General features: G+C 67.8%; 24 protein-coding genes and 4 pseudogenes. 13 read left to right on the top strand and 15 right to left on the bottom strand.

Translation table 11 applies throughout. From position 1 onward, the window contains the following. Positions 1 to 218: 218 nt before the first annotated feature. Positions 219 to 467, bottom strand: a pseudogene (locus AQI94_RS43435) (SOS response-associated peptidase family protein); the annotation flags it as partial. A 121-nt stretch (positions 468 to 588) separates the two neighbouring features. Here AQI94_RS43435 and AQI94_RS32635 point away from each other — a divergent pair. Continuing rightward, positions 589 to 867, top strand: coding sequence for a hypothetical protein (locus tag AQI94_RS32635; protein WP_031048974.1), 279 nt, complete (start codon positions 589 to 591; stop codon positions 865 to 867). A gap of 120 nt (positions 868 to 987) precedes the next feature. On the opposite strand, the gene AQI94_RS32640 is transcribed toward AQI94_RS32635, so the two are convergent. Beyond that, complete coding sequence (locus tag AQI94_RS32640; protein ID WP_031048975.1) at positions 988 to 1719, bottom strand: dienelactone hydrolase family protein; 732 nt, start codon at positions 1717 to 1719, stop codon at positions 988 to 990. Between the two features lie 158 nt (positions 1720 to 1877). After that, positions 1878 to 2276 carry a VOC family protein gene (locus AQI94_RS32645; protein WP_031048976.1) on the bottom strand — a complete coding sequence of 133 codons (399 nt, stop codon included), beginning with the start codon at positions 2274 to 2276 and terminating at the stop codon, positions 1878 to 1880. 93 nt (positions 2277 to 2369) lie between these two features. On the opposite strand from AQI94_RS32645, the gene AQI94_RS32650 reads away from it, so the two are divergent. Beyond that, positions 2370 to 3362, top strand: a complete 993-nt coding sequence (locus AQI94_RS32650) for a helix-turn-helix transcriptional regulator (RefSeq protein WP_031048977.1) — start codon at positions 2370 to 2372, stop codon at positions 3360 to 3362. Positions 3363 to 3473: 111 nt separating this feature from the next. Further along, positions 3474 to 3595 (top strand): annotated as a pseudogene (locus AQI94_RS46750) (IS630 family transposase); the annotation flags it as partial. Between the two features lie 28 nt (positions 3596 to 3623). Here the strand turns inward: AQI94_RS46750 and AQI94_RS32655 are convergent. Next, positions 3624 to 4019: an Imm7 family immunity protein gene (locus AQI94_RS32655; protein ID WP_031048979.1), complete on the bottom strand. Its 396-nt coding sequence runs from the start codon at positions 4017 to 4019 to the stop codon at positions 3624 to 3626. A gap of 176 nt (positions 4020 to 4195) precedes the next feature. Here AQI94_RS32655 and AQI94_RS32660 point away from each other — a divergent pair, with 176 nt between their 5' ends. From AQI94_RS32660 to AQI94_RS45990, 6 genes and pseudogenes are all read left to right on the top strand, one after another. After that, the gene (locus AQI94_RS32660; RefSeq protein WP_031048981.1) at positions 4196 to 4597 is read left to right on the top strand and encodes a hypothetical protein; all 402 of its coding nucleotides are present in this window, start codon (positions 4196 to 4198) and stop codon (positions 4595 to 4597) included. 92 nt (positions 4598 to 4689) lie between these two features. After that, positions 4690 to 5508 (top strand): annotated as a pseudogene (locus AQI94_RS43440) (IS5 family transposase). Positions 5509 to 6143: 635 nt separating this feature from the next. Further along, positions 6144 to 7382, top strand: coding sequence for a glycoside hydrolase (locus AQI94_RS32675; RefSeq protein WP_404817943.1), 1239 nt, complete (start codon positions 6144 to 6146; stop codon positions 7380 to 7382). 959 nt (positions 7383 to 8341) lie between these two features. Beyond that, positions 8342 to 8545: a hypothetical protein gene (locus AQI94_RS32680; protein ID WP_031048990.1), complete on the top strand. Its 204-nt coding sequence runs from the start codon at positions 8342 to 8344 to the stop codon at positions 8543 to 8545. Positions 8546 to 8653: 108 nt separating this feature from the next. Continuing rightward, on the top strand, positions 8654 to 9592 hold the full coding sequence (locus tag AQI94_RS32685) for a TIGR03619 family F420-dependent LLM class oxidoreductase (RefSeq protein WP_078902802.1): 939 nt from the start codon (positions 8654 to 8656) through the stop codon (positions 9590 to 9592). Between the two features lie 42 nt (positions 9593 to 9634). Beyond that, complete coding sequence (locus tag AQI94_RS45990; protein WP_031048993.1) at positions 9635 to 9817, top strand: hypothetical protein; 183 nt, start codon at positions 9635 to 9637, stop codon at positions 9815 to 9817. A gap of 200 nt (positions 9818 to 10017) precedes the next feature. On the opposite strand, the gene AQI94_RS32695 is transcribed toward AQI94_RS45990, so the two are convergent. Continuing rightward, entirely contained in the window at positions 10018 to 10710 is a 693-nt protein-coding gene (locus tag AQI94_RS32695) for a hypothetical protein (RefSeq protein WP_225890368.1), read from the bottom strand. A 381-nt stretch (positions 10711 to 11091) separates the two neighbouring features. On the opposite strand from AQI94_RS32695, the gene AQI94_RS32700 reads away from it, so the two are divergent. After that, on the top strand, positions 11092 to 11898 hold the full coding sequence (locus AQI94_RS32700) for an SGNH/GDSL hydrolase family protein (protein ID WP_062230069.1): 807 nt from the start codon (positions 11092 to 11094) through the stop codon (positions 11896 to 11898). Positions 11899 to 12260: 362 nt separating this feature from the next. On the opposite strand, the gene AQI94_RS32705 is transcribed toward AQI94_RS32700, so the two are convergent. The 8 genes from AQI94_RS32705 to AQI94_RS44820 all read right to left on the bottom strand — a co-directional run bounded on the left by AQI94_RS32705 (position 12261) and on the right by AQI94_RS44820 (position 20829). Beyond that, positions 12261 to 12836, bottom strand: coding sequence for a PadR family transcriptional regulator (locus tag AQI94_RS32705; RefSeq protein ID WP_031058508.1), 576 nt, complete (start codon positions 12834 to 12836; stop codon positions 12261 to 12263). 40 nt (positions 12837 to 12876) lie between these two features. After that, complete coding sequence (locus AQI94_RS32710; RefSeq protein WP_037945234.1) at positions 12877 to 13431, bottom strand: hypothetical protein; 555 nt, start codon at positions 13429 to 13431, stop codon at positions 12877 to 12879. Positions 13432 to 13955: 524 nt separating this feature from the next. Then, a complete protein-coding gene (locus AQI94_RS46455) occupies positions 13956 to 14285 on the bottom strand; it encodes a helix-turn-helix transcriptional regulator (RefSeq protein ID WP_318658127.1) in 330 nt (109 codons plus the stop codon). Beyond that, the gene (locus AQI94_RS46000) at positions 14249 to 15232 is read right to left on the bottom strand and encodes an AraC-like ligand-binding domain-containing protein (RefSeq protein WP_318658130.1); all 984 of its coding nucleotides are present in this window, start codon (positions 15230 to 15232) and stop codon (positions 14249 to 14251) included. Before AQI94_RS46000 ends, AQI94_RS46455 begins: the two co-directional genes overlap by 37 nt. A gap of 475 nt (positions 15233 to 15707) precedes the next feature. Continuing rightward, positions 15708 to 16838: a 2,3-butanediol dehydrogenase gene (locus tag AQI94_RS32720; RefSeq protein WP_225890345.1), complete on the bottom strand. Its 1131-nt coding sequence runs from the start codon at positions 16836 to 16838 to the stop codon at positions 15708 to 15710. Further along, the gene (locus tag AQI94_RS32725) at positions 16835 to 18175 is read right to left on the bottom strand and encodes an MFS transporter (protein ID WP_031058501.1); all 1341 of its coding nucleotides are present in this window, start codon (positions 18173 to 18175) and stop codon (positions 16835 to 16837) included. The genes AQI94_RS32720 and AQI94_RS32725 overlap by 4 nt, the downstream gene beginning before the upstream one ends. A gap of 30 nt (positions 18176 to 18205) precedes the next feature. Next, on the bottom strand, positions 18206 to 18739 hold the full coding sequence (locus AQI94_RS32730; protein WP_031058498.1) for a 2,4'-dihydroxyacetophenone dioxygenase family protein: 534 nt from the start codon (positions 18737 to 18739) through the stop codon (positions 18206 to 18208). A gap of 1055 nt (positions 18740 to 19794) precedes the next feature. Continuing rightward, positions 19795 to 20829, bottom strand: coding sequence for a hypothetical protein (locus AQI94_RS44820; protein WP_158806449.1), 1035 nt, complete (start codon positions 20827 to 20829; stop codon positions 19795 to 19797). Between the two features lie 326 nt (positions 20830 to 21155). On the opposite strand from AQI94_RS44820, the pseudogene AQI94_RS43455 reads away from it, so the two are divergent. Then, positions 21156 to 21290, top strand: a pseudogene (locus AQI94_RS43455) (IS5/IS1182 family transposase); the annotation flags it as partial. Between the two features lie 448 nt (positions 21291 to 21738). Continuing rightward, positions 21739 to 22521, top strand: a complete 783-nt coding sequence (locus tag AQI94_RS32740; RefSeq protein WP_225890346.1) for a cytochrome P450 — start codon at positions 21739 to 21741, stop codon at positions 22519 to 22521. A 452-nt stretch (positions 22522 to 22973) separates the two neighbouring features. Here the strand turns inward: AQI94_RS32740 and AQI94_RS32745 are convergent, their stop codons facing one another. Next, on the bottom strand, positions 22974 to 23690 hold the full coding sequence (locus AQI94_RS32745) for an SDR family oxidoreductase (protein WP_031058480.1): 717 nt from the start codon (positions 23688 to 23690) through the stop codon (positions 22974 to 22976). Positions 23691 to 23761: 71 nt separating this feature from the next. On the opposite strand from AQI94_RS32745, the gene AQI94_RS32750 reads away from it, so the two are divergent. Then, positions 23762 to 24577, top strand: coding sequence for a helix-turn-helix transcriptional regulator (locus tag AQI94_RS32750; protein ID WP_031058477.1), 816 nt, complete (start codon positions 23762 to 23764; stop codon positions 24575 to 24577). A 401-nt stretch (positions 24578 to 24978) separates the two neighbouring features. Here the strand turns inward: AQI94_RS32750 and AQI94_RS32755 are convergent, their stop codons facing one another. Next, positions 24979 to 26397 carry an RICIN domain-containing protein gene (locus AQI94_RS32755; RefSeq protein WP_031058474.1) on the bottom strand — a complete coding sequence of 473 codons (1419 nt, stop codon included), beginning with the start codon at positions 26395 to 26397 and terminating at the stop codon, positions 24979 to 24981. Positions 26398 to 26487 lie beyond the last annotated feature (90 nt).

Consider the following 26487-nt stretch of genomic DNA (forward strand, 5'->3'; position numbering starts at 1 on the left):
GACAGTTCTTCTTCTGCCCGAGGTCGGAAGGCGGCCCGTTGGGCCGCAGTGGTGATGATCTTGAACGGGCCGGAGCGGGTGTGCGGGAGACGGAGTGAGGCTGGCTCCGTCGCTACGGGGGAAAGCGACGGAGCCAGCCTGAATCCACCGTGCCACACCCGCCCAGACCGCGCTCGTCATCCGCGCGAACTCGACTGCGGCGCTCAAGAGCCGACACGTCACGCGGCGAGTTCCTCAAGCAAGCGGGGCCCGTTGCTGCGGACGCTGTTGACCGCGGCGGAGACGGGCCGGGCATGAAGGTGGCCCTCGGCCGACTGGCCGAGCAGGGCCCGCAACTCGTCGGGATCCTAATGGGCGGGGTCGAGCCAGGCGTCGTAGTGGTCGGGCGTGAGGGCGAGCGGCATGCGGGGATGGACACGGCCGCCCGCATCGGTGGCTTCGGTGGTGATGGTGCAGGTCATCAACCAGCGGTATCACGATCATTGTGTCTTTCCGATGCGTGCGGCACCTTCGACCAATCTCAAACTGCCAGGGTGAGATGAGGTGAGCACCTTGTCCCTCCGGACCCGCTCGTGCTCGGCTGGCTCCATGGCAGCAGAAGAATCCGAGCACACGCAGCTCATCCACCGCTGGCTGGCCGGCGAGGTGGTCAACAACCACGTCGGCATCAAGGTCGTCGGAGGCCCCTCCAACGGCCGAACAAAGATCATGAAACTCGGACCGGGCGGGACGCCTCCCGCCCAATTCCGCACCTCCGGCGGCCGGGCAGGATCCGACTGGCACCTCTACCAGGCAGTCCGCTCCACCGACGTCCCAGTCGGCTGGATTTACTCACACATCGGCATCGCCCCCACACCCACAGACTGAGACAACGCGATTCTCCGGCGGCCGGAGGGCGATGGCGCTTGATGGAAACGGCCACCTCCGACTCAGGAACAGCTCGGGCGCGAAGACCTGCGGAGGGCAGCCTGCGAGTACCAGGCGGCATCAGGCAAGGTGCCGGGCGAAGAACCCGAGCGTGCTCTCCGTCTCGAATCCCGGGACCTCACCGTGTCCGCCGGGGTTGGCGTGCAGTGTCTTCTCGGTCGAGGCGAAGGCGTCGAACAGGGCCAGGCTCTGGGTCCGGGGCACGCGTTCGTCGTCCCACTGCACGAGGAACTCCACCGGGACGGTGATCCGCGCGGCGGTCTCGGCCGACACCTCAGCACCGCTCAGGCCCAGCACCGCCGCCCGGACCCGCGGCTCGGCGGCAACCAGCGGGGCACCGATCACGCAGCCCAGCGACACTCCCCAGTAGCCGACCGGGCCAGTGCCGACATGGCTGAGCTTCTGGACCGCGTCGAGGACCGCCTGCCATTCCGGGACGATCTCACGGACAACGAGCGCCTGGAAGGCGGCGATCAGTGGAGCCAGTCCCCCACCGGCATCGAGCTGGGCCTCGTACTCGGTCGCGATGCGGCTGAACTCCTCATGTGCCGGCCGGTCACCGTGGCTGGGCGCATCGACCGCCACCACCGCGAAACCGCACTCGGCCACGAAACGGCGCGCAAGGCTCACCGTGCTGGAAGCCTTCTTGTCCTGACCGCCCCCGTGCCCCATTGCGATCAGGGGGCGGTCACCGTCGGCACCAAGTGGAGTCCACAGCACGCCGGGGACGTCACCGAGGAGGAAGAGCTGTTCAAGAACTCCACCGGACGACGTCTCAGAGGCAAAGCGCATAGCGTTTCAGGCCTTTCGGGATCTCCGCCGCGGGTTCTCCGCCGCGGGTTCTTCCGAGTGTGACGTGCCGTGATCGCGAGTCGACCACGCAGCACTGGGCGCGGGTGGGCTTCCAGGATCCACGCGTCGAAAGGAGCCACCTTCTTCTCCGAGTGGCGTCAGTGGGCGAACTTCTCGATGGCCGCCGGGGTGACAGGGGTGAAGAAGTTGACGAGGTTGCCGTCGGGGTCGCGGAACAGCAGCGACCGGTTGCCCCAAGGCATCGTGGTCGGCCCGGCGACGAAATCGGTGACGAAGCCGGTCAGGCTCCGGTGAACGCAGTCCACGTCGTCGACGAGGAACTCCGTGATCACGCTGTGCTTGTCCGCGGGGCGGGCTGAGCCCGCGGCGAACAGCGGGACGGTGCGGGTGCCGGCGATCGCGAGGGTGGCGTGGGAGGTCCTGAGTTCGGCGAAGTCCTCGGTGGCCCACGTCGCCCGCGCCCCGGTGGCCCGCTCGTAGAACTCGACGAGGCGCGCCACGTCGCCGGTGATGATGCGGATCGAGACGAAGTCCATGGAAATCTCCTTGGCTGTGGTGGAGGCGTGCAGGTCGCAGGCTAGGAGAGATAGTGGACAGAATCGGTCCTGTATTCGCGTTAGGCTGCGAACATGCCCAGACCGACCGCCCGCGTGCTGACCCTCCTGGAGCTGTTGCAGTCGGGCGGCACCCGGACGGTGGCCGAACTTGCCGACAGGCTCGGCGTCGAGGGGCGCACGGTGCGGCGGTACGTGGACCAGTTGCTCGACCTGGACGTGCCCGTGGAGTCGGTACGCGGCCGCTACGGCGGATACCGACTCGGCCCCGGGTACCGCTTGCCTCCCCTCATGTTCAGCGACGACGAGGCGCTGGCGGTGCTGCTCGGCCTGGTCGCAGGCCGCCGAGCAGGGCTGACGACGACGGAGCACACAGCAGCTGAGACGGCATCGGCCAAAATCCGGCGGGTGCTGCCCAAGCGCATCGCCCATCGGCTCGACACGCTCCTGGAAGCCCTCGCCTTCACGGATCAGCCCGGGGCGTTCGACACCCCGGACGCCGAGGTCCTCCTCGCCCTCGCCGACGCGGTGCGCAACTGCCGACCGGTCTCGATCCGCTACACCGACCGCGACGGACGGCACAGCGAACGCACGCTGCACGCATACGGGATCGTCGCCCACGCGGGCCGGTGGTACGTCACGGGCGAGGACCCCCGGATCGGCGAGGACCGAACCTTCCGCCTCGATCGCATCGCGGCCGTACGGACCCTGCCGGGTTCGTTCGAAGCACCTGACGGTCCCGGCCCGGCACAACGCGTGCTGTCGGCGTTCGCCACGGCCGAGTACCGGCATGAGGTGACTGTGCGCATCCACGGAACCGTCGGGCACATCCGCGCCCACCTTCCCGCCACCGTCGCGACCCTGGAGGAGCAGCACGAGCCCGTGTCGGGCGAGGAGCCGTCGACCGAGCGGTGGTTGCGCGTAGAGCTGCGGGCGGAGCGGCTCGACTGGTTGCCCGCGGTACTCGCCTCACTCGACCGACCGTTCGTCATCGAGCGCCCCGACGAGCTGCGCGACCTGGTCACCGCACTCGCCGATCGCCTCACGTCCTACGCCCGTCAGGTCTGACAGCGAGGCACCGGGGCCTGCGGTGTGGTGGCTTGAAGGTACGCGTGCTGGTTCGAGCCTGGGAAGGTCGGCCACCATAAGGGGCATCCCGGTGTAGGCGGTGCCCACCGCAAGCTGGTCAGAGCGCCGATCGTGCTGGTCGGGACCGCCTGAACACCCACGCCTCCCGCAGGATGCGGGAACCCGTCGCCGAGCGGGCGTGGCTGACAGTGTTCCTGCTCCCCGCCTCCTCACATCCAAACGTGATTCGTCGGAGACGCTTCAGCCGATGCAGGGATCTTCCACTGTCGGGATGCACGGAGACAGCAGCGCCTCCGTGTGCCGCGTGACCACGCCGCGAACGAGCCTGAGCACGCGTACCTCGTTTTCGTGGTCGGGTTCTTCGTCATCGCGAACGTGGAGGAGCCCGTACGAACCCGGGGCAACCACAGCCACATGCTCGAACAGTTCGACAACGTCAGGCGACGAGTGGTGATTGGAGTGGCCACCGAGGTGGATGTACGGCGAGCCGTTCATCCACCTGGTGTCAAGCAAGTACGGGCTGTCGATCTGGGCGATGCGAAGCCGAAGCTCATCGACGATCTGCTGCAGATCAGCCTCATCGTCGTCACAGGCTGCCGTCTCCCTGACCGCGATCCAACCGTGGTACTCGAACATCCCGTGATCGTAGTGCGATGGCCTGCTTCACCGCGGCGATCGCAGCATGATCCGCCGGACAGGCCTTACTGATCGTTTCACAATGAGACCTGCAGGACGGTGCGAGAGCCGAGGCACGTTGACGTGCCAGGGAAAAGTCGGGCAGGGACGCTGGCCGCTGCTGTACAACGATCGCTATGAGCTGGGTGGCTAACGTGATGATCTCGGTCGACGCGGCCGACAGTGCAAGTGCTGAGGCGTTGAGCGAGTGGTTGCGGACGGATGCCCATCGTCGTGGTCAACCAGAGGTGCATGGTGTCGGGTTCTTGAATCTGCTCACCAGTCCCGAGGCCAACCAATGGGGTGGTTGGAAGCACCCCGAGTGCGAGGTGTGGGCGGGCGCTTTGAACCATGCCGACCTCGACGCCCTCAAGCAGCGTGTGTTCGAGATGCCGTGGAGCGAGCCGAACCTGGTGCAACTCCTGATCATGGATCAGGAGGAGGGGTTCTTCCGCATGTGGATGATCAGGGGTAGCGAACTGCGGCAGTTTGCCCCCTTGCAGCCAAACGAGGAAGACGAGGGCTTCTACCGGGGCTGATGAGCTGGGTCTGTCGCTCACGCCGACTTCTCATGCAACGTCAAGTGCTGTTGCTCTTGTACTCGATGATCTAGGTCGGCAAGGTGTCAGATGTGCCTTCAGATCCTGTTCCTGACGACCTTTGGGAGCGGATCGCTCCGCTGCTGCCACCGGCACCCGAGCGGCGCCGCCGTCATCCAGGGCGGTTGCGTGTCCCCGACCGGACGGCACTCGCGGGTGTGATGTACGTGTTGCGGACTGGCGTCGCCTGGCGGGACGTCCCGGCGGAGACCATGGGGTGCTCGGGAGTTACGGCCTGGCGCCGACTGCGCGACTGGACCGAGGCCGGCGTCTGGCCCCGCCTGCACGCCGTCCTGTTGGACGAGTTGCGCCGCGCCGGCCTGCTGGACCTCAACGACTGCGCAGTGGACGGCTCGCATGTCCGAGCGCTCAAAGGGGGGATCATGTCGGTCCCTCGCCTGTCGACCGAGCCCGACCCGGCTCCAAGCACCACCTGATCGTTGACCGGCACGGAACCCCGCTCGCCGTGACGCTCACCGGCGGCAACCGGCGGCAACCGGCACGATGTCACCCAGCTTCTACCCCTGCTGGACGCGGTCCCGCCGATCCGGGGTCTGCGTGGACGGCCCCGCCACAAGCCTCGTCGGTTGTATGCCGACCGAGGCTACGACTTCGACAAGTACCGCCGCCTGCTGTGGAAACGCGGCATCAAGCCCTTGATCGCGCGACGCGGCATCGCCCACGGCTCCGGCCTGGGCAAAACCCGATGGGTCGTCGAGCGCACCTTCGCCTGGCTCCACCAGTTCAAACGGCTCCGCATCCGCTACGAACGCCGCGGCGACCTCCATCAGAGCCTGCTCGAACTCGCCTGCAGCCTCATATGCCTCCGCCGCCTCCGAGCCTCATTCTGAAACGATCAGTTAGGGGCTCCTCGTCGTTCAAGTTCGACCAATGGATCGTGGACGGGTGACGCACCGCCACCCGTGACCGTCAGGCTGTCCGCCGACTGCTCCGCGGCTGATCCGCAGCGCCGGAAGCGGAAGCCGTCGGCCATCGCACGGGCTAATCGACGATGCCGTCAGGCGTTCGCGGACGGGCCAAGGATTCCCCGAAGCCTTGACGTCAGAGAGTGGTGATCCTACGGTCCCTACACCACCTCACGATCGGTCACTCCACCGAAACATTCGAAGAAGAGGGGAGCGCTCCCATGAACTCGCATGTCAGGTCCAGACCCAAGCGGCACACTAGTCTGCCGCCCCGAATTCGTCGCGCCTCCCGCGTCCTTTGGATGTCTCACTGAGACATGCTCGAAACTTTCGGTCCTGACCAAGCGTCATGGTCCGGTGGTAGCCGATCGGGTCGGTGACACATGACCTGGGATGCCGGGCCGGAGAGCACGTAAGCGGAACCACATCGAAGTAGCGAAGCGCAGACCAGAAAGCCCACATCAGCACCACATCCAGATGGAGGAGCAATGTCGGTGCACGGTAGCGATTCCGGCAACACAGGTCCGTTGCTTCCCAGTCGGCGGGCCGTCCTGGCGACCATGAGCGCCCTGCCGGTCTTCGCGGCCGCGCCACCGGCGGCAGGAGCGACCCGAACTCCGTCCCTGACAGCCGCCACCGTGACCGTCGACCCGTCGGTGACCCGGCAGACGATCCGGGGGTTCGGCGGCATGAACCACCCTCTCTGGATCGGTGACCTGACATCTGCCCAGCGCGAGACGGCGTTCGGTAACGGTGACGGACAGCTCGGATTCTCCGTGCTGAGAATCTTCGTCTCGGAGGACAAGGCGAACTGGAGCCGTGAGGTCGCCACGGCCAAGCGGGCGATCGAGCTGGGAGCCACGGTCTTCGCCTCACCATGGAATCCCCCCGCCCAGATGGTCGAGACCTTCGTGCACGGCCAACAGACCAACGCGAAGCGGCTCCGGTACAACATGTACGGCGCCTATGCGCAGCACCTGAACGACTTCGTCGGGTTCATGCGGAGCAACGGCGTGAACCTGTATGCCATCTCCGTGCAGAACGAGCCCGACTACGCTCAGGACTGGACCTGGTGGACTCCGGCCGAGATGACCAAGTTCCTGCGGGAGAACGCCGGGTCGATCAGTACCAGGGTGATCGCTCCGGAGTCCTTCCAGTACGTCAAGAGCTTCTCGGACCCGATCCTCAACGACCCGGCAGCCCTGGCCAACCTCGACATTCTCGGGGCGCACCTCTACGGCACCTCGTTCCAGAACTTCCCCTACCCGCTCTTCAAACAGAAGGGCGCGGGCAAGGAGCTGTGGATGACCGAGGTCTACTACCCCAACAGCAGCGATTCGGCCGACCTCTGGCCGCAGGCGCTGGACGTGGGGGAACATGTCCACCGAGCGATGGTGGATGCCGAGTTCCAGGCGTACGTGTGGTGGTACATCCGACGCGGTTACGGCCCCATGCGCGAGGACGGCCGGATCAGCAAGCGCGGTGCCGCCATGGCGCACTTCTCGAAGTACGTCCGCCCGGGGCACGTGCGGATCGCCGTGACCGCGAACCCCCAGCCGAACGTCTACCTCTCGGCGTACAAGGGCAGCGGCTCCCGGGTGGTCATCGTCGCCGTGAACAAGGGGGGCTCACAGGTGAGTCAGCAGTTCACCCTGCAGAACAACCCCTCGTCCGGAGTGTCTTCCTGGCTGACGGACGCAAGCAGGACGCTCGCCTCCCAGAGCAGGATCACCATGTCCAACGGCTCCTTCACAGGGCAGCTGCCCGCGCAGAGCCTGACGACCTTCGTGACCGGGTAAGGCCTCGCACTCATACCCCGCCGCCCGGATTTTGACGGGCCCGGGCGGCGGGGTCCCGTCAGGTCAAGGTGCCAGCCGCCAACTGCCAACCGCCAACCGCCAGTGTGCGATGTACCCGACGTCGATGGGCGCCCGGTCCTGCACACCCGGCTTTCAAATGCCCCTCACCGGCGGCGACGCCAACGCCTCCGCAACGTCGGGTCGTCAAGCGGAACTCGCGGCCACGTAGACCGGCTGATCGACGGACCTCACCGTCCGCATCTCCCCCACCGGCGGCGGCTATTTCTTCGCCCCCGTCATGGCGCTCGCAGATCTGCTCCGTTCATGGCCTCCGGGTGGCACGGTGCACGAAAGCGGGCGGCAGGTTCGCCCCTACAGCCTTCGAGCGTTCCAACTGATCGCAACGGCAGGTCAGTTCGGCGGTGAAGTGACGGGCGGGCGGGGCCCAGGCCGCATGCACATAGGCGAAGATAGTGAACCGCCCGCCGTGTCAGGACCTACTCCATCCGCCTCTTCAACCCTGAGTCTGTAGCGCTCTTCGACGAAGGGCACAGATACGCCCCTACGCCAGCGCCGCATGGCAGCTTCTCTTCGGCGAGGAGAGGCCGCGGCCGGCGATCCTCGCCATTCCGGAACACGGCGACGCGCTACCCGCCGAGGCGTTTCTGGTAGTTCCCGCCCGCGAGAACATCCGTCACGGCGTCACCGAGCCTCCCGGCACCACCGTCCACCGGCTGCCCCGCAGCGAGCCCATGGCGCATGTGGGCGACGGCCAGGACCGGTTGGCGCAGGCCGCCCCCACAGCGTGCCGTTGCCACCTCACTCCCGCACGACCTTCTGCAGGCCCGAGACCTGAGACACCCGCAGCCCGGTGATTTTTTGCGAACACCCTCTTGCCGGACAGCGACAGCCTTCCATATCGTTCGACCTCAAACGACTATTTCTGAGGGGAGACACCGGTGCACTCATCCGACGCGAACAACGTACGCCGGCCCAGGAAACAGCTCTCCAGCGACGGCATCCACGTGGTCCACACCACCTATCCCCACAGCGACGGCACCGACCGTTCCCGCCACGCACTGCTCGGCCATCTGCCCGCAGCTGTGCACTCCCACTTCGTCAACAGCGTCAGGACGCTGCCGGTCGAGGTCGCCCTCACCTGACCGTATGCCTCAGCCGTCCGAATGGCTGCGGCCCCCGGAGCGCCCCGGCCCGGACGAGCGGCCGCACCTCACGTCCGCCCTCACACACCCCTCCCGAGGATCGCCGCGATGACCACTCCCCGTATGCAGCTCGTCCTGAGCGAGAACTGGACCATGACCGGCGGCCGCGCGGATCTGCCGACCGTGATCCGCTGGGCCCGCGAGGCCGAGGACGCCGGATTCGACTCCGTCATGATCAGCGAGCACATCGTGCTCGGTCCCGACGCCGGCGCCAACGGCGTGATGGGCAACCCCCGCGACTACGCCCTGCCCGGCAACCAGGACCCCCATACCCCATGGCCCCACTCGCTCATGCTGCTCAGCGCGATCGCCGCTGTCACCGAACGCCTGCGTCTCGCCGCGTCGGCGGTCATCGCTCCCCTACGGCATCCCCTGCTCCTGGCCCGCGAGCTCGGCACCCTCGACCTTCTCTCCGAGGGACGACTGATCGTGCTGCCCAACGTCAGCTGGAGCCGCGACGAGTACGCGGCACTCGGCGTCCCGTTCTCCCGGCGCGGCAAGCTCCTCGACGAACACCTCGAGATCTGGGCGAAGTTGTGGGGCCCCTCCCCCGTGTCCCACAAGAGCGAGTACTACACCTTCCAGGACGTCTACTTCGAGCCCAAGGCACACCGCCCCGACGGCCCCCGACTGTGCTTCGGCGGTGCGGGCATGCACGATGCCATGGTCCGCAGGATCGTCCGGTACGGCCACGCCTTCAACCCGCTGGGCACGGTAAGGCCCGAGGAAATGCAGACGCTGAAGACCGCGATGACCGCCGCGGGCCGCGACATCGCCGATCTGGAGATGATCGGCAGCACCCGCGCCGTGTTTCCCGACGACAACTCGTGCGCTGACCTCGCGTCGGCCCTTGAACCCATCCCCGAGCAGGTGGCCCAGGGCTTCTCCACCTTCTGCATCAAGCCCTCGCAGTTCACCGACGATCCGAACGCCGTGGGCGCGTTCTGCCGCGAGGTGATGCGTCGCGTGGAGTCCATGACCTCCTGATGGCGGCCACCGTTCTCCCTCATCGCAGCCCGAGCAGCCCGCTTGGCCGAGGATCGCGGGCAGAACAAGACCTGCCGCCTGACGGCTCCCTTGGCCCACGAGGGCGGGAGCCTGATGCTGTCGGCGGCCGCATTCATCGACCACGAGAAGCGCAACGGAGCCGGGCACGGCCGTATCGACCATGTCGCCCCGAAGTCCGACGGCTCGCATCTCCTGGAGCTGTGAGCCGTGGGGCAGGCGGCGCGGCTTCTACCGGCCGGGCGAGGAGACCACCCCGACCCGATGCGCCATCTACGACTTGACCGAAACCGCACAGGCGACACGCGATACGGAACGCAACAGACCACGCGGACTCCCCGCCACTACCGGGGCCCGACGGCTCAACCTGGCACCAGACTGCCTGGGGCCCGTCGTCCGACCAGCGGTCAGCTGATCGCCTTCACAGTCTCGGAGCGGATCTGGAGCGTGGTCCTGGCGGCTGACTTCAGGTCGAGATCGGCGTTCGCCGCACCGAAGGTCATGTTGGCTGTCAGAGCGGACGTGTTGCCGTCCGCCCAGGCGCAGACCGGGTAGGTGATCGTCAGAGTGGGCCGCTTCCGGCTGAGCACTTCGCAGCTGATTTTGACGGCCGACCCCGTCGGGGTGACGTCCCTCGGCGGTACGGCCACCGTCACGCCGTCGGCCTCGCCGTCGCGCTTCAGTGCGATGGCGCGGGTCTTGTCCGCATTCTTGAACCGGCCGTAGAAACCCGTGACCAGTAGCGCGCCCTTGGTTGTGTCACCGGCAAGGCTGTACCGGCCAACGACGCCGTGGGTGACCTTGGCATCCCGGATACCGGTCGATTCCTTCTCGAGCCTTCGGCCCAGGGTGTGGGACAGGTCCTTGGTGAGCTCGTAACGGCCGTCGAGCAGCGTCCTGGGCAGGACCAGGGCGAATTCCGCCTCGGGAAAGCCACTTTCGGCCTTCGCTTCGATCCTCACGAGCGTCAGCAGGATCGCCAGGACGATCACGAACACGCCGCCCACGATCCCGGTCACCAGGCCGACCCGGCTCTTGTCCGGGGGCGGCGGGATCGCGGGCGGCACACCAGCGCAGGGCGGCTGGGGCGACGTAGGCATGGACACGCCAGCACAGTAGTGCATGTGGGCGAGTTGAGTGATCGTCTTCTGCCCTGCGGGCTCCATGCGCGATGCGAGGCACTCAACCTTCGCTGCGCCACTCCACGTGCGCGAGACGGTTGATGACGCGGACACGATCCTGCAGCGGTGGGCCCCATGGCCGCCCCGGCGGACGTGTCCGCTCCCTCGTGACGAAACGCGGTAGGGGGCGTCGCCGCGCTCCGCGCAACGCGGGACTCTGACGCGCCCCCGCGCATGGTGATCGATTTTGCGGGGTGAAGCTCGCAGGCTATCTTCTAGTCAACAATGCACCTAGGTGCCTAGTTTGCTATCTATGGCTGGTTGCCACTTCACCAGCGGCGCGCGAGAGGCGGTCGGCCCATGTCGAACAGTGCGTATCTGCGATACGTCGCCCTGGGCGACAGCCAGACCGAGGGTCTCGGTGACGGGGACGACGCCCACGGCCTCCGGGGTTGGGCCGACCGGCTCGCCGAGGAGGTCGCGCGGACCAGCCCTGGCCTGCTCTACGCCAACCTCGCCGTGCGCGGCCGCAAGGCCGGTCAGGTGCGCGCCGAGCAGCTCGCCCCGGCGCTCGCGATGCAGCCCGATCTCGCCACCGTGGTCGCCGGGGTCAACGATGTGCTGCGTCCCAGCTGCGACCTCGACGAAGTGGTTGGCCATCTGGAGGCGATGTTCGCCGCTCTGACTGCTCAGGGCGCCACGGTGGCGACGCTCATGTTTCCCGACGTCGGGCGCATCACGCCGCTGGCTCGCCCGATCGGCAACCGGGTGCTCGCGCTCAATGAACGCATTCGGGCGGCGGCCGAGCGCCACGGCGTCGTGGTGGCGGAGACGGCGGTGCACGCGGTGGCGACCGACCCACGGCTGTGGAGTACCGACCGCTTGCACGCGAGTCCGCTCGGGCACGCCCGTATCGCGGCGGCCGTGGCCCACACCCTCGGCCTGCCTGGCACCGACGACCGCTGGACGCTGCCCCTGCCCGCCGAGAGGCCACAGGCCTCGGCTTGGCGGGCCGCGGCCGCCGAGCTGCGCTGGGCCGGCACGTTCCTCGGCCCCTGGCTCGTCCGCCGCCTGCGCGGCCGCTCCTCCGGTGACGGCCGCCAGGCCAAACGGCCCACCCTTCTTCCGGTGGGCTCGCCCGCCGAGGACGCCCCCTCGGCCGTGTGAGGCTCCGGCCTGGGACGACGACGCCGTCGGTTCCTCCTCCAGCAGACCTCATGTTCGGACGGGGCGCAGCGGAATATCGCCCACCCCTTCCGCGTACTGCGCGCGAAGCGTGTGTGGCTCGTCAGCGACGTGACCGTGGGCGCCCTGGCACTCTTCCGTTCGAGTGGACCACGCGCCTGGCCACACCCGCAGCGACCTGGACCCGCAGCAAGTTCGAGCCCTTGCGCCAGCCACCTGCGCCGCCTACTCGATTCCACCACTACGACGCCCCCGGCGACTGACTTATGACCCGGGACCGGGTGATGCTGGGCGTGGGACTCGCAGCCGCCTGCGGCCATTCTCATCGGCCGCCGACAGGCGAGCTAGCCGTCGGCCTGGAGGGCGGCACTGCGTTGGTCGAGCCTGCGCAGGGCCATGTCCCCCCACTGGATATTCTCCCGCTCGAACGACATGCCCCGCAGCAGGGTGAGATACGGGCCGATGCGCTCGGCCTCCGCGAAGTACGCCTCCTCCGAGCGCCCGTCGAGCAGACGCTGGCGGAGTCGTTCGTAGCGGGCGAGCTTGGCGCCGGCCCACTCCATGCGTTCGCTGACAGCCGTTCGGACCGCGTCGACGTCGCCGGCGTCCAGGCACTGCACCTTGACCATCAACTCGTCCCGGATCACGGAAGGTTTGCCCAGCGGCTCGGCCGTGTAGGCGCGCACGGCCTCCCGTCCGGCCGGCGTCAGCGAGAACAGTCGCTTGTTGGGCCGGCGCTCCTGCTCGATGACACGAGCAGCAACCAGTCCCTCTGCCTCCATGCGCTCCAGCTCCCGGTAGAGCTGTTGGGGTGTCGACATCCAGAAGTTGGCCACCGACGCGTCAAACGCCTTGGCGAGGTCGTAGCCGGACGCCTCGCCCTCCAACAGCGCGGCCATCACCGCGTTCCGCAAAGCCATGAGTCCACGCTAGCACCACGGTGATTAATCAACGAAGCGACTAGAAGCCTGGCCCCCTGCCCCTGCGCGGCTTACGTGGCGCGTTCCCCCAGGGCCCCGCAGGCCGCTCCTGCCGAATCCTTGCAATGAACTCGGCACGGGTCGGGACGGATCGCGGCTGCGAGCGCCGGACCGATCCCGCGTCCCACGGTTCGACATCTGTCCATCCGAACCCGAGGACGATCTCGTCGAAGACCGGTGCGAAGTCCGCACCGACCAGATCCGGCATCTGGTACCGCAACCCTCGAACCCGAGCAACGAACGTCGCGGGCAACGGCACGTGATACGCCTCCAAATAGTGCGCAAAATCCGCGCGCCACACCCACATGCCGTCGGTGACCAGCGACGAGCAGCCGTCCGTGTGCCGGTGAACCTCTCCGGTGACGACATCGACTCCCGCCTCCATGAAGTACGTGAGGTGATGGCCGACGTCGAGATACTCCACGATTTCCGCTTCATCCGGTTCGCCGGATGCCTGCACCTGAGCCTTCAGCGGACCGGTAGCCAACGCGCTCGGGTAACCGAAGTCATCGAAGAAGCCGAGCAGCCTCAGCATGCGCACCCCTGTCGTCCTCTCTGCGCAACAATCGAGGCGAGCATACGCAGGCTGGCGGGGTCGCCCTACCGGACTATGCGTGAGCACGCTCGTGCTCACGGCCCGACAGTGAGCGGCTAACGCGTCACGCCTACAACGGCCGCCCTTTTCATCGGCCAACTCCCCACGCGTAGCCTCCGTTTCGACCGGATAGGCCTCGCATTCACCCCCCGCCGCACCTACAAGCGCACGGGTCTCGTCGGCGGCGACCGATTGGCCGGCCCGAGGCGGCGCGGGGCGAGGGGCGGTGGGACGCGGAGGAGGCACAGCGAGAGCGGGCAGCGGAGGACGTCACCGAAGACCCGTGGGCTGCCCAGGACACGAGCGTGAGGACGGTGCAGGCCGTGGGGGTGGCTGACACCGGATCCGGATCAGCCGTGGGGGCGTCCGGTACGCGGACGTCGAGCCGACGGGCGGCTCGGAGTTCGCCAGTCGCGGCCAGGTCGTCGTTGAGCCACACCCCCGCCCTTGACGCATCCGGGCAGTCAGGTGATGAACGGGCGCGTCTCGCCAGGGGTGCAGCCGAAACAGCTCCGGAACACCCGGGTGAAGTGGGCCTGGCTGGCGAAGCCCCAGCAGTGGGCGATCTCAGCGATCGTCAGGTGGCGGGAACCCGGATCCGCGAGCACTTGCCGGGCCTTGTCGAGGCGCTGCTCGAGAATGTAGCGGGACGGGCTCACCCCCGTCGGCTGGAAGATGCGGCTCAGGTGCCGCGGCGACACCCCGATCGCTCCGGCGACCCGCCCTGGGCTCAGCGCGGGGTCGGCCAGGTGTCGGGCTATGAAGTCCTTGGCCACCGCCAGCTGGGAGAGCACGGCGGGCGGCGCGGAACCACCCAGCTTCGGCGCCGCGAGCGTTCGGACGAGGTCGAGGACGGTCGCCTGGATGCTGAGCGAGTCCTCCCCACCACGCCCCGTGGCCCAGCCGGCCAGTACCGCCTCCAGCGCGGAAGCCTGCGCGCCCTCCCCGCCGAGCCCGTGCCGAGCAGTATCGGCGCGGACACCTCGCCGGGGGCACACTGCGCGACGAACACCTCGCGGGGGATGTCGACCAGCAGCTGACGCATCGGCGAAGGGAACCCGAACAGATAGGGGCGGCGAGTGTCGTAGAGGATCAGGTCGCCTGTCCGGAGGGTGACGCAGCCGCCCTCGTGGAAGAAGACCCCGCAGCCCGCGGTCAGCAAGGTGACGAAGATCGAGTCCTTCGGCAGGCTCTGGCAAGTCCGCGGGGTCCGCTCGACGACGTGCTCGTTTCCGGAGATGTCGGCCAACCGCACGTCGCCCAGATCGACGTTCGTCTCCGCGGCCAAGAGGCCTTCCTGCGAGTACGACGAGCAGGTCAGACCCACCAGGGCCCGCCGATTGTGTTCCTCCCAGAAGTCGATGCGGTCCGCCGGAGCGACCGACCGTGTGGACACGCGGGAGACGATAGGCAAGGTCACCTGAATCTCCTTTCCAGCCCCCACCGTGATGCGCGGGGGCACGACCAGCCTGCCCTGGAGGGCGAAGAGTCGACGCGACCTCTGAGCTGGGCCTCGCCCTCTGGCGTGCGGGGCCGTCAAAGGTGCCTGCCGTTGTCGCCCCGTGAGCGTACCTCCGGTGTACTGCCTCGTCACGGGTCGCGCAGCGAGCGAAAGGCCGCCCTTCGAGTTGGTGGGGCGGCCCGTCGGTGGGCCGGAGCCCGTTCGGTCCGGAAAGCACGCGGCCCACGCCGACGGAGGACTCCGACGGTCCGAGGACGCCTCGCCCATACCTCTGCCCATGGCGCCCTCACCGACGAGCACGCCACGGGCAGAGAGGGCGTCAGCCAAGCCAGCCGCCCGTCTGCGGCGGTGTCGTGACCGGCGCGATCGATGGCCCGGGATGGGTCGTCCGGCAGCAGCGGCATCGGGTGTAGGTTCCCCGATACGCCGACGTGACCGCGACTTCCAGCACCAGGACCCGCGAAGCGTGACCGTATGCGTCAGGAGCCGCTGACACTGTGCAGGGGCGGAGCAAGGCACCGTGGTCGTACAGCCCGCTCCCGGCGCCGAGACCGCGACGATGCGTGCAGAGCTGCCCGGTGAACTGGACCCGCCTGCGGGACGGCACCGCGTGAGCACGGGGCGGCGAAGAGCCGGGGGCGTGCGCCCTTCGCCTCCCGCTCGGCCGACGCAGGCACCGCACCAATGCCGGGGGTTGCATCGGCCCTCGACGCGCCCTGATGGCCGGCCACGGCGCAGATGAGTGCCGCTGTCATCACCGACCCTCACTCCTGCCGGCCGACGGCGTGAGGAGTGGCGCCTCGGCACGGTGTGCCAGCGGGTCGACGATGATCTTGACTTGGTTTCCCGGGCTCTTCAGCAGCGCCTCGAAGCCACTGGGGATCAGGGCGTCGAGGCCGATGGTCGAGGTGACCACCTGTGTCAGGTCCAGTCTCTTCTCCGCGACGAGCCGGATGAGTTCCGGATAGGTGTCCCGGTAGCCGACGCTGGAGATGATCGACTGCTCGTTGTTGACCAAGGCGAAGGTGTCGAGGGACACCTTCGGGGCCAGGCCGATGAGAACGACCCGGCCGCCGCGCCGGGTTGCCCCCAGGCAGGTACGCAGGGCGGTCTCCGATCCGACCGCCTCGAATGCGACGTCGACGCCCTCCCCGTCGGTCAGCTCACGGATCCGCTTCCCGGCATCTCCTTCCAGCCCCGGATCGATGAGTCCGGTGGCACCGAACCCCGCCGCGCGTCGCAATCGAGCAGCGGAGACGTCGACGGCGAGGATACGAGGCACTTTGCGTTCCGCCGCGAGCAGGACGGTGAGGAGGCCGACCGGACCCAGGCCGACCACCGCCACGGTCTCGGGTGTGGTCCCGGCACGTCGCAGCGCGTGCAGGGCGACCGATGCCGGTTCGAAGAGCGCGGCCTGCTTCAGCGACACGGAGTCGGGGAGGCGGTGCGCCATGTAGGCCGGAATGGCGGCGTACTCGGCCATGCCGCCATTCCCCATCAGCCCCGCGAAACCGAAGTGCCGGCAGATGTTGTACTCACCTGCCCGGCACCGCGGGCACGCCCCGCACCGGTAGTTCGGCTCGACCGCCACCCGGTCGCCCATGGTCAGTCCGGTCACCGACGGTCCGAGGGCCGCCACCGTCCCGCAGAATTCGTGGCCGAGGATGAGCGGAGCCGTGGCGCCGGACCCCGGGTGCGGCTCGGCGACGGGGATCGCGTGCGGCCCGTCGGCGTACTCATGCAGGTCACTGCCGCAGATGCCGCAGTACGCCACCTCGACGAGTACCTGGCCTTCCTGGAGGGTGGGTACGTCCACCTCGGCGATGCGGACGTCCCTGGGGCCGTGCCAGACGGCGGCCTTCATTCGCCGCTGTCCGGCTCTCATTCGGCCGCTCCGGACATCACTGAGCCGGAAGCGACCCCGACGGCTCGTGCGGCCCGCCGTCGCAGCACCCGCGGTGCGGTCTCCCGCAAGCCGAAGGACAGCAGGACGACGGCGACGGCGCCCCCGCTGGAGATGAACATGGCGGTCTGAAGGCCCCAGACGTCCGACGCGCGCCCGGCGATCACCGGGGCGAGGAAGCCACCGGCCAGCTCGCCGACTCCCATGACCAGGCCCAGGGCAGTGGCCAACGCGCCACGGGGCACCGTCTCGGCGGGGATCGTGGCCATGAACAGGGTGAAGCAGCCGAGCCCGGTGTAGGTCAGCACGATCAGCAGGCCCAGCGACACCGGATCGTCGACGTACACGATCGCGAGCGGACACAGGGCCGCCGTCGCGGAGAAAGCGATCATGGTCGGCTTGCGGCCGATGCGGTCGGAGATGGCGGGGGTGAGAAACCCCCACAGCACCCACCCCACGCCCAGGCAGGTCATCACACCGCTCATCGTGCCGGAGGAGAAGTCCTTGACCGTGAGCAGATACGTGGGAGTGAAGGTGACGATGACGATGAACCAGGTGAGATAGCAGCACGCGGCCGCCATGCACACCACGATGTTGCGGTGCCCCAGCACCTCCCGCACCGTCGGCTTGGGGCCGGCCGCCGTCATGTCGACGGCCTCGGGATCGACGACCTGGGCTCGGCCCCCGGGCGGCACCTCCCTGACCGACCTGGCGATCCAGGCAGCGATGAGAAGGCCGGGCACGATCGTCACGAGCAGGGCCGTCCGCCAGCCATGGAGCTCGGCGAGCCACACCACTGCGAGCGGGGCGACGATCCCGCCCATGAGGCCGGCCGACGAGCCCTGAAGCAGCCCCATGTTGAGGCCACGGCGGCCCTCCCGGGACGCCTCCACCATCAACGACTGCGCCAGCGGCAGTACGGCTCCCTCCGCCACGCCCATCAAGGCCCGGGCCGCGAGCAGACCGAGGAAGCCGGTCACCAGCCCGCCCGCCGCCGAGAAACAGGAGAACAGGACCACAGCGGTGATCAGAATCGGCTTGCGTCTGCCGAGTTTGTCCGCCAGCCGGCCGGCCACCAGCCCGGACAGCGCCCACGTGAGGGCCAGCACACCGGACAAGGTGCCCAGCTCCGTGTTGGACAGATGGATTTCCTCGCTGATGAACGGGGCCAGGAACGGCAGAGCCTGGCGGTCGAAGAAGACGAATCCGAAGGCCAGGAAGAGGATCAGCAGCAGCCGGTTCTCATAGCGGGCTGCCGCGCCTTCGGCGGCCTCTGGCGCCGCACCATCCAGCCGGACGCGGGTACGTATACGTGACATCGGAACCTCGTTCGCGCGCGAAGACCGGTGTCACCGGAAGAGGGAGTTGACGTAGTCGGCACCGATGCCGACCTTGTCGTAGTGGTTGCGGCACAGCTCGATGTAGTCGTGGACATCGAAGTAGCCGATGGTTCCGCCGTCCTCGTCCAGCCAGATCAACGGCCCCTTGACGATGAAGAACGCCTTCATCGGCTCGTCGCTTTCGTAGGCCACCAGCGTGTGCCCCTCACCGGGGGCCTCGTAGACGAAGTCACCGGCCTGAGCGGTCCAAGGCCGTTCCAGATATCCCCACTTGCCGGAGATCGTGTAGGCGAACACCTCGTGCGGGTGGTAGTGCCGGTTGACGAGACCTGCCTCCTTGGCGCAGAGGATGTCGGCCCAGGAGTTGTCCTTGACGTTGATCCACAGCGGACGTGATCCGACCGTCTCGCTGAGCGGCGCGTAGTACCGGTCGTCGTCGGTGGCCACCTGGGACAGGTAGACCTCGGGCTGCGCGTCGGGCTTCACCGAGTCGGTGATCGGCTTGAGGCCCTTCCAGAATTCCGACCTGGCTTCCTCGGGCATGTTGCGGCTCCTTTTCGTCGAGGTGGCCGACAGTGAACCGCGAGAGCCGAGCGCGGGTCTTTCCCCTGGGAGACATGAGGGATTGCCTGTTTGGGACATGTCCGCGCCGCATGCGTCGCTCCGGCGGCGCTTGCCGCTGAGCGATCTTGGTGACGGGCCCGGTCACCGCCACGGCAAACGAAGGACGGGGTCTGCTTGGATACGCCGGGTTCACCATGCCGGACGCGCTGAGGCGTTGAGGCGTGCTGAAGCGGAGGCCGAAGCCACTCAAGCGTACGAGGAGCGCGGTCGGCGAGCGGGGCGCAGCAGGCTTCGTTCGGTGAGCAGCTCAGCCACCGGAGCGTCGCGACGGGATACGAGCGGACACGAATCAGGTACCGCTCCTCTGTGGGAACGTACTCGGACTCGCTCTCCAAGCCACGTAGCCACGTACGAGCGGGTGACTTCGTCTGGCGCGGCGTGCTGGCGGACGCGCTGCCTCTGTCCAGCGCCACAGCGGTCTGGACGGCCCGCTCCCCCCGGCACCGGGATGACCGCCGAGTTCCCGCTGCCGATCCGGACGACGTCCCGCTGGGAGCGCGCGTGGAGTGCGACCGGGTCGACGACGGCAAGGTTGACTTCTCTCACCAACACGGTCGGCACGAAGTGACCGTGCGGGTACTGACCGGCCGTGTCGGACTGCTGCTGTGGATCTCGAGCGCACTGTCGCAGTCACCGGCCATCCGGGATGCTCCCGCCGCAAAGGCCCCGGAGGAGCCGTGAACCCTGCCGCAAGCGACAGCGGAGAAAACTGAGAAGTCAAGGGAGACCCTTCACAGGGCGGCTCCGACATCAGGAGTTGGTGTCAGCCGGCGGCTACGGAGGTGGACTTGATGATCTGAATGCGGGCAGCGACCTCAGAAGCAGCTTGAGCTGCTGCGGGACCGCGTCCTGTCGTTGCCGGACATGCTCGGATGTCATCCGCACGGATTGCTCTTACAGACTGTAAGTACTTCCGGTGCAGAAAGGGACGTAAGCCGATGCCGTCCGAACATGTAAGGAGGTGCGTGTCCACGTCAAATGTTGGCTTGACAGGCGGCTCGTGCCAGGGTCTGCATGTCATAACCCGCGGAGTTCTTGGACTGCCTTACGGGATTCTCTCCGCTGGCAATGTCGAAGGTGGCGACTGCCGCAGTGCTGACATCGGCTGGAAGGTTGTCAGCAATGCACGGGATCGCCATCACCACGACGCTGGCCTTGGCGGCCGACCCTCCTGGTCGCTGCGTTGACAGTCTGGGCAGCAGCGACTTGCTGTAAGTCCAGGTCACTGACTTGGTGTTGCCTCGCTGCGACGGCACAGCTCCGGGGTTCTGGGCGGCAGGGAGTGAAGGGTCGTAAATCGGCAGATAAGACCCGGGCTCCCGGAAGCCCTGACCAGGTGGGAGCCACACGGCAAAGCCGATGTTCACGGCATGGTCCGCCGTGGCCGTCAAAGCCTGCCGAGCCGAATCGAACTCCTTCAGCTTGGCTCGGGAAGGCGCACGGTAAGAGCTGGGGCAGTTTGCGGGTGGCGCTAGCGGCAGATCCTCGTAATTCGACTCAGGGATCACATACGCGTCGGAGATGAACTGCGGCTCACTGGTCTCACCGGAGAGGTACTTGGCGAAGGAGGATTTCCAACCGGTCGGCTGCTTTGCGACGCGCAACCATCTGCTGGTGAACCACTGTTGTTGGTCGGATGATCCCGAACTGTCCAGGATCGGGTCGCCGATACAGTATTCAGAGAAACCTATAGAGCAGTCAGCCGAGAATCTGCCGTTCGCGGGGTAATGTCGCGCAGGGCCGCTTCTACTGTTGTTGCCGAACTCTCCGGCGGTAATCCCTATGTAGTTTGCTTTGAGGGTACGCGAGCCGGTACACGAAGGTTTGGAGAGGCCCACTTTATCTGCGGGAACAAAGAGATTAACTGCCGAGATGAGTAAGAGCACCGAGCCGGCGATCGCAGTGAGGAGCCCCGCCCGATCGACGAGTGACTCGCCCGAACTCGGAGCTGTCCTGGCGACGATCGCGGCGACCACGCCGATCCCGAAGCTGGCGACGATGCCGTCCACGCGTGAGACTTGGGTGCCGCCGTAAAGGATTCCCTGGTGCACAAAATATATGCGTGCTGCCAAGGCGACGACTGCCAGAAAAAGCAGGGAAACCAAGACTGCAGGATTTTTCAGCACAGTGCCCCCCACTGGAAATAACCCGTGGCTCAGGATAGCCCCGCAGAGTGGCGACCGGGGGCTGCAAACAGAAACCAACAGCATGAGCACACGGAACTCTTTCAGAGCGGCCTCTGATCGGGTGACGGGCGAGTGTCCCGCAACGCACGAGACTCCTGTGCCGTTGAGAGAGGTGTTCGACGTCTCAACTCAGCAGCGCAGGAGCCTCGTTGGTTCCCTATCCTGGCTCACTCGACCTCCCTCACGTCCTCGCCGAGTGGGTAACCATGCTCATCGTCACCGGTGAGGGTGACCGCCGCTGCAAGCTCCCGCCCCATCAGCGTGCTCTCGTCGCCTTGATCCATACCGTGACAGTCTGCGCCGACTGACACGGCGACAGTCGACCTTGGAGCCGATGATGCCCTCCACGACCCTGCCCTCAAGCGACCTCGACCTCTTCGCCACGGACACACTTCTCGATCCGTATCCGGTGTATACGCGTCTGCGGGAGGCGGGGCCCGTGGTGCGGCTCAGCCGGTACGACGCGTGGGCGTTGCCGCGCCACGAGCAGGTCAGCGCCGCGTTGCGTGATCACGAGACGTTCAGCTCCGCGTCCGGAGTGGGCTTCGCGGAAGGGCTGAACGAGCTCATGGCCGGCGGCGTGCTGGCATCCGACCCGCCGCACCACAGCACCCTGCGTGTCATCCTCTCCCGCATGCTGATGCCGCGGTCGCTGCGGGACCTCGGCCCCTCGGTGACCGCCGTGGCGGAAGAGATCGTCGACCGCTTGGCGGACGGGGGCAGTTCGACGCGGTGTCCGACCTCGCCGAAGCGTTCACTCCGAGGTTCGTCGCCGATCTCATCGGTCTTCCCGAGGAGGGCCGCAGCCGGATCCTGGAGTTCGGCGCCGCCACCTTCGACGGCCTGGGCCCGTTCGGCGAGCGGACGCCTGACGCGTTGCGACAGCAGAAGACTCTGCTGGACTACGTCAGTACGACCGCCGCCAGGGACCGGCTCGCCGAAGGAGGGCTCGGCGCACGCGTCTGGGAGGCGGTCGACGCGGGCGACATCGACGAGGCCGCCGCGATCACCCTCATGATGGCCTTCCTCGTCACCGGTATGGACACCACGATCCTCTCGCTGGCCGCAGCCGTCCGACTGTTCGCCGAACACCCCGCCCAGTGGGACGCGCTGCGGTCCGACCCGTCGCTGGTGCCCGCCGCCTACCTTGAGGTCCTGCGCATCGCGTCTCCGGTCACCGTGTTCAGCAGGGTCACCACGAGGGACTGGGAGTGCGACGGCGTGACCATCCCAGCGGGCGATCGTGTGGCCGTCATGTTCGCCTCCGCCAACCGCGACGAACGCAAGTGGGGCGACCCTGAACGGTTCGACATCACCCGGAACCCCGCCGATCACCTGACCTTCGGCGTCGGTATCCACGCCTGCGTGGGCCAGAACCTGGCCAAGCTGGAGGCACAGGCCCTCCTGACCGCACTGCTCGCAAGGATGCGCCGGTTCGAGATCGGCGAGCCCGAGTTCGTCGTGAACAACACCCTGCACGGGCTGAGCAAGCTCCCCTGCCGGATCGTCACCTGAGCGAGCCACCACAACTCGGCCTGCAGCGCGGGCATGACCCGCCGCTTCATCACCCTCGGACCCGCCTGGCGCCACCAGCTCGGGCCGGCCGCGTGAATGTCACCGAACCCCTGCGGGCACCCCCGGCACGACCTCCATCAGGGGCGGACCGAGGTCCTCTCAGCGCGGTGGCAGGAGCCACAGTCGGGGTCTGACCCCGGCGATCGGGCCGCAGAGGGCTTCCGCAGCGGGCAAGTTCAGCGGTGTGGTCGGACCCGCCCACCGGACGCTCCCACCGCTGTGGACGCGGCTGCCGCAATAGGTGGAAAGGGCGCTGACGATTCCGAGGCCGCGGCCGTGCACCTTTTCGACCTCGCCGACACGATCATCACCGTGCGCTGTCCGATCCGGCAGGCATGGACCACACACCGCTGGGACACCCGTCCTCGACGCTCGACGCCGCCCATCACTGATCACCAGGGCACGGGTGTTCCGTCCCAGGAGAAGAAGCCACCGGTGGGGCCGTCGTCCGGCAGCAGGGCCAGGCGGAGGGCACCCTGCGCGGCCTCGGCCGGGTCGCCGCCGGCAGCGGCGGCCCGGGGGTTGAGATCGGTGGCCCGCAGGCCGGGGGCGAGCGCGTTGACCTTGAAGCCGTCCTCGGCCAGCGTCTGGGCATAGAAGACGGTGAGGGCGTTGAGGGCGGCCTTCGACGACCGGTAGGCGGCGCCACCGCCGCTTCCCGGGGTGAACTGGGGGTTGGGCGTGGTGCTCCAGGTCAGCGACGCCGTACCACTGGAGATGTTGACTATGCGCGGGCGCGGGGACCGGCGCAGGGCGGGCAGGAAGGCATTGGTCACCGCCACCACCCCGAACACATTGGTCTCGTATGTGCGCCGGTACTCCTCGACGCCGGTGTCGGCCGGCGGGGCGAGTGACGGCGAGATGCCGGCGTTGTTGACCAGTACGTCCAGGCGGTCCAGCTGGGCCGCGGCCTGTGCGACACCGTCGGGATCTGTCACGTCGAGGACCAGCGGACGTGCCCCGGCTCCGATCTCCTCGACGGCCCGCTGCCCGCGCCCGGGGTCGCGGGAGCCCACGTACACGGTGAGGCCCTCGGCGGCGAGCAGCCGGGCGATATGCTTGCCGATGCCCTTGTTGGCACCGGTGACCAGAGCTGTGCGTTCGTTCATGGCGACCACACTTCCCTGGCCGTGAGTGCCCTGCCAGGGACAGCCTGTACCAGGCAGCCTGAGGAGGTGACATGGCGCGGCAGGAGCTGGCCCACTACCTGCGGGACCGCCGGGCGGCCCTGCGTCCGCACGAGCTCGGCTTCGCGGCGACGGGCACCGACCGCCGCACACCGGGTCTGCGCCGCGAAGAGGTGGCGGAGCTCGCCCACATGTCGGTCGACTACTACACGCGGCTGGAGCAGGCCCGGGGGCCGCGGCCATCGGCCCGGATCCTGGAGGCGCTGGCCCGCGCGCTGCGGCTCACGCCGGCCGAGCGCAGCCATCTGTTCCGCCTGGCGGGTTCGAGCGCGCCGCCTGGCATCAGCGCCGTGCGGCGGGTGCGCCCGCACGTGGCCCGGATGCTGGAGCGGCTGCCGGAGACCGGTGCCATCGTCACTGACGCGGCGTACGACGTCGTCGCCTGGAACCCCCTGGCCCGGGCACTGCTCGGTGCCGACCGTGGAGGCGGGACGACGAACCTGGCCCGACGGCGCTTCCTGGGCCACGGGCGGATGTACGGGAGCTCCAGCGCCGAGGAATTCGGGCACATCGTGGTGGCGCGGCTGCGCCGGGCCGCGGACCGCTACCCGCATGACCCGCAGCTGGCCGCGCTGCTGGCCGAACTGCACGCCGGCAGTGAGGAGTTCCGGCAGATCTGGGAGACGCGTCCGGTCCACGCACCCGGGCATCGCACCAAGACCCTTGATCATCCGGAGGCCGGTGCGCTGCGGCTGAACTGCGACGTCCTGCTCGTGCCCGAGGACGACCAGGAAGTCGTCCTGATGACGGCCGACCCCGGATCACCCGCCGTACGGGCCCTGCGCAGGCTGGCGACGCAGGCGGCCTGAAACGAAGGATGCGTCGCAGTGCCGCACACCGGACGGCGCAGCCCATCGTGCGGCAGGCCGCCGGCTCGGAGGCGACACGCTTCGGGAGACCTGGGGCACCGTGGAGGAGCCGAGCAAGGCGCGGGGCGACGAGGTTCACCTGGCGGTACGAGGCGTACGGCATTCTGATCGGCGCCGGTGACGGCCTCGCACCGGACCGGATCCGCGCGGCAACGCGGCCGGCCGCCCGGACATGCGAGCGGCCGGGGGCGATGCCCTCTTGTCTCCAGGGAGAGCCACGCGCCGGCAGGAGCATGGTGACAGGCGCAGTTGGGTTCCCGCGTGAGCGAACAACTGGTGGGTGTCGAGGCAGTTGACGAATCAGCGCGCCTCGCTCCAGCCGGCTGCCGTGCTCCGGCGCCTCAGACCACCATCCACTGCTGGTTGACGCCGGAGGTGCAGGCCGCCTGGTCCAGGGGGGCGCCGTTGGCTGTGGAAGCGCCGGCGACTTCGAGGCACTTGCCGCTGTTGACATTGGTGAAGGTGACGTAGCCTCCGATCACAGCCGTCCTGGTCCACAGCTGATGCGGGGCGCCGGTGCATGTCGACTGGACGGCCACCGCCCCGTCGGCGGTGGAGGCACCGGAGATCTGCAGGCATTTGCCGCTGTTGACGTTCACGAGCCGGTAGTTGGAGCCGACGGCGGTGGGCACCCACTGCTGGTTGGCCCCGGAGTTGCAGTTGCCGGAGTTGACCGCTGCGCCGTCCGCGGTGCTCAGGGACCAGACGTCCGCGCACTTGGCGCTGTTGCGGTTCAGCAGGTGGTTGTTCGCGGCGCCCAGCGGGCCGGCCATCACGGGCCAGCCGCCCGCGAAGGTGACCTGGCGGATGTCGAGGGTCTCCTGACCGGAGTTGTCGGCGTCGTAGTAGTGGTAGGCGAGGAACTTGGACGTGCCGTCGTCGTAGGCGTCGGCGCCGCCGGCGGCCACCTTGGGATAGGCACCGGTGAGGACGGTGGTCCCGCCGCCGGAGGCCATGTCCGTGCCGTTCTGGTCGAGGTAGGGGCCGGTGATGCTGGTGGAGCGGCCGACCACGGTGTAGTAGGTGCTGTTGGTCCCGCTGCAGCACAGGCCCTTCGACCCGAACAGGTAGTAGTAGCCGCCGTTGAGGATGATCGTCGGGTTCTCGATGCCTACGGCGATGTGCCAGAGGTTGTTGTCGGTGGTGGACAGCTTTCCGGTGGACTGGTCCAGGACGTGCATGTAGGTGCCGCTGCCGGTCCAGGAGCCCCAGGAGATGTAGAGCCGGCCGTCGGGGCCCCAGTCGACGTTGGGGTCGATCGGGTAGTTGACGTCCGTGACCATGCCCTGGTCGGTCCAGGGACCCTCGATGTTCGTGGCCGTGGCGAGGCCCATCACGGCGTAGTTCGTGCCCCAGAGCGAACCGGCGTAGTACAGGTGGTAGGTGCCGTTGAAGTACTTGATGTCCGGCGCCCAGATGTTCGGCGGGGTCGAGCCGAGCTTGGCGGTGATCCAGGACGGGGTCGACTCCCAGACGTTGCCGACCTTGGTCCAGCCGGACGCGGCGGTGCCGCCGCACGTCTTGCGGATGGTGATGGACCCGCTCGGGTTGAGGGAGTCGTGCTCGAACCCGGTGGAGAAGCCGTAGTAGCAGCTGCCTGCCTTGATGACGCTGGGGTCGTGCATGCGCAGATCACCGCTGAGAGCCTGTGCGGGCGAGGCGGTGACAAGGCCTACAACGGTCAGCAGTGCGGCCACGATCGTGGCGAGGACGGGACGCCGCCTGTGCAACCTGCCTGTGCCGGGGTGCTGGTTGGTCACGCGAGACTCCTTTGTGTCGCTGTTACTGGTGGCCCGAACGTGCGGTTCGCGTTGGGGCTTCGACTGGGGTCGGCCCGATGTGTCTCGTGG

This window comes from Streptomyces pseudovenezuelae, from assembly GCF_001513955.1.
GTDB lineage: Bacteria > Actinomycetota > Actinomycetes > Streptomycetales > Streptomycetaceae > Streptomyces > Streptomyces pseudovenezuelae.

Coding starts and splice junctions, on each gene's coding strand:
- AQI94_RS32635 (WP_031048974.1), top strand. CDS start 589: ATGGCAGCAGAAGAATCCGAGCACACGCAGCTCATCCACCGCTGGCTG.
- AQI94_RS32640 (WP_031048975.1), bottom strand. CDS start 1,719: ATGCGCTTTGCCTCTGAGACGTCGTCCGGTGGAGTTCTTGAACAGCTC.
- AQI94_RS32645 (WP_031048976.1), bottom strand. CDS start 2,276: ATGGACTTCGTCTCGATCCGCATCATCACCGGCGACGTGGCGCGCCTC.
- AQI94_RS32650 (WP_031048977.1), top strand. CDS start 2,370: ATGCCCAGACCGACCGCCCGCGTGCTGACCCTCCTGGAGCTGTTGCAG.
- AQI94_RS32655 (WP_031048979.1), bottom strand. CDS start 4,019: ATGTTCGAGTACCACGGTTGGATCGCGGTCAGGGAGACGGCAGCCTGT.
- AQI94_RS32660 (WP_031048981.1), top strand. CDS start 4,196: ATGAGCTGGGTGGCTAACGTGATGATCTCGGTCGACGCGGCCGACAGT.
- AQI94_RS32675 (WP_404817943.1), top strand. CDS start 6,144: ATGAGCGCCCTGCCGGTCTTCGCGGCCGCGCCACCGGCGGCAGGAGCG.
- AQI94_RS32685 (WP_078902802.1), top strand. CDS start 8,654: ATGACCACTCCCCGTATGCAGCTCGTCCTGAGCGAGAACTGGACCATG.
- AQI94_RS32695 (WP_225890368.1), bottom strand. CDS start 10,710: ATGCCTACGTCGCCCCAGCCGCCCTGCGCTGGTGTGCCGCCCGCGATC.
- AQI94_RS32700 (WP_062230069.1), top strand. CDS start 11,092: ATGTCGAACAGTGCGTATCTGCGATACGTCGCCCTGGGCGACAGCCAG.
- AQI94_RS32705 (WP_031058508.1), bottom strand. CDS start 12,836: ATGGCTTTGCGGAACGCGGTGATGGCCGCGCTGTTGGAGGGCGAGGCG.
- AQI94_RS32710 (WP_037945234.1), bottom strand. CDS start 13,431: ATGCTGAGGCTGCTCGGCTTCTTCGATGACTTCGGTTACCCGAGCGCG.
- AQI94_RS46000 (WP_318658130.1), bottom strand. CDS start 15,232: ATGGGCAGAGGTATGGGCGAGGCGTCCTCGGACCGTCGGAGTCCTCCG.
- AQI94_RS32720 (WP_225890345.1), bottom strand. CDS start 16,838: ATGAGAGCCGGACAGCGGCGAATGAAGGCCGCCGTCTGGCACGGCCCC.
- AQI94_RS32725 (WP_031058501.1), bottom strand. CDS start 18,175: ATGTCACGTATACGTACCCGCGTCCGGCTGGATGGTGCGGCGCCAGAG.
- AQI94_RS32730 (WP_031058498.1), bottom strand. CDS start 18,739: ATGCCCGAGGAAGCCAGGTCGGAATTCTGGAAGGGCCTCAAGCCGATC.
- AQI94_RS32745 (WP_031058480.1), bottom strand. CDS start 23,690: ATGAACGAACGCACAGCTCTGGTCACCGGTGCCAACAAGGGCATCGGC.
- AQI94_RS32750 (WP_031058477.1), top strand. CDS start 23,762: ATGGCGCGGCAGGAGCTGGCCCACTACCTGCGGGACCGCCGGGCGGCC.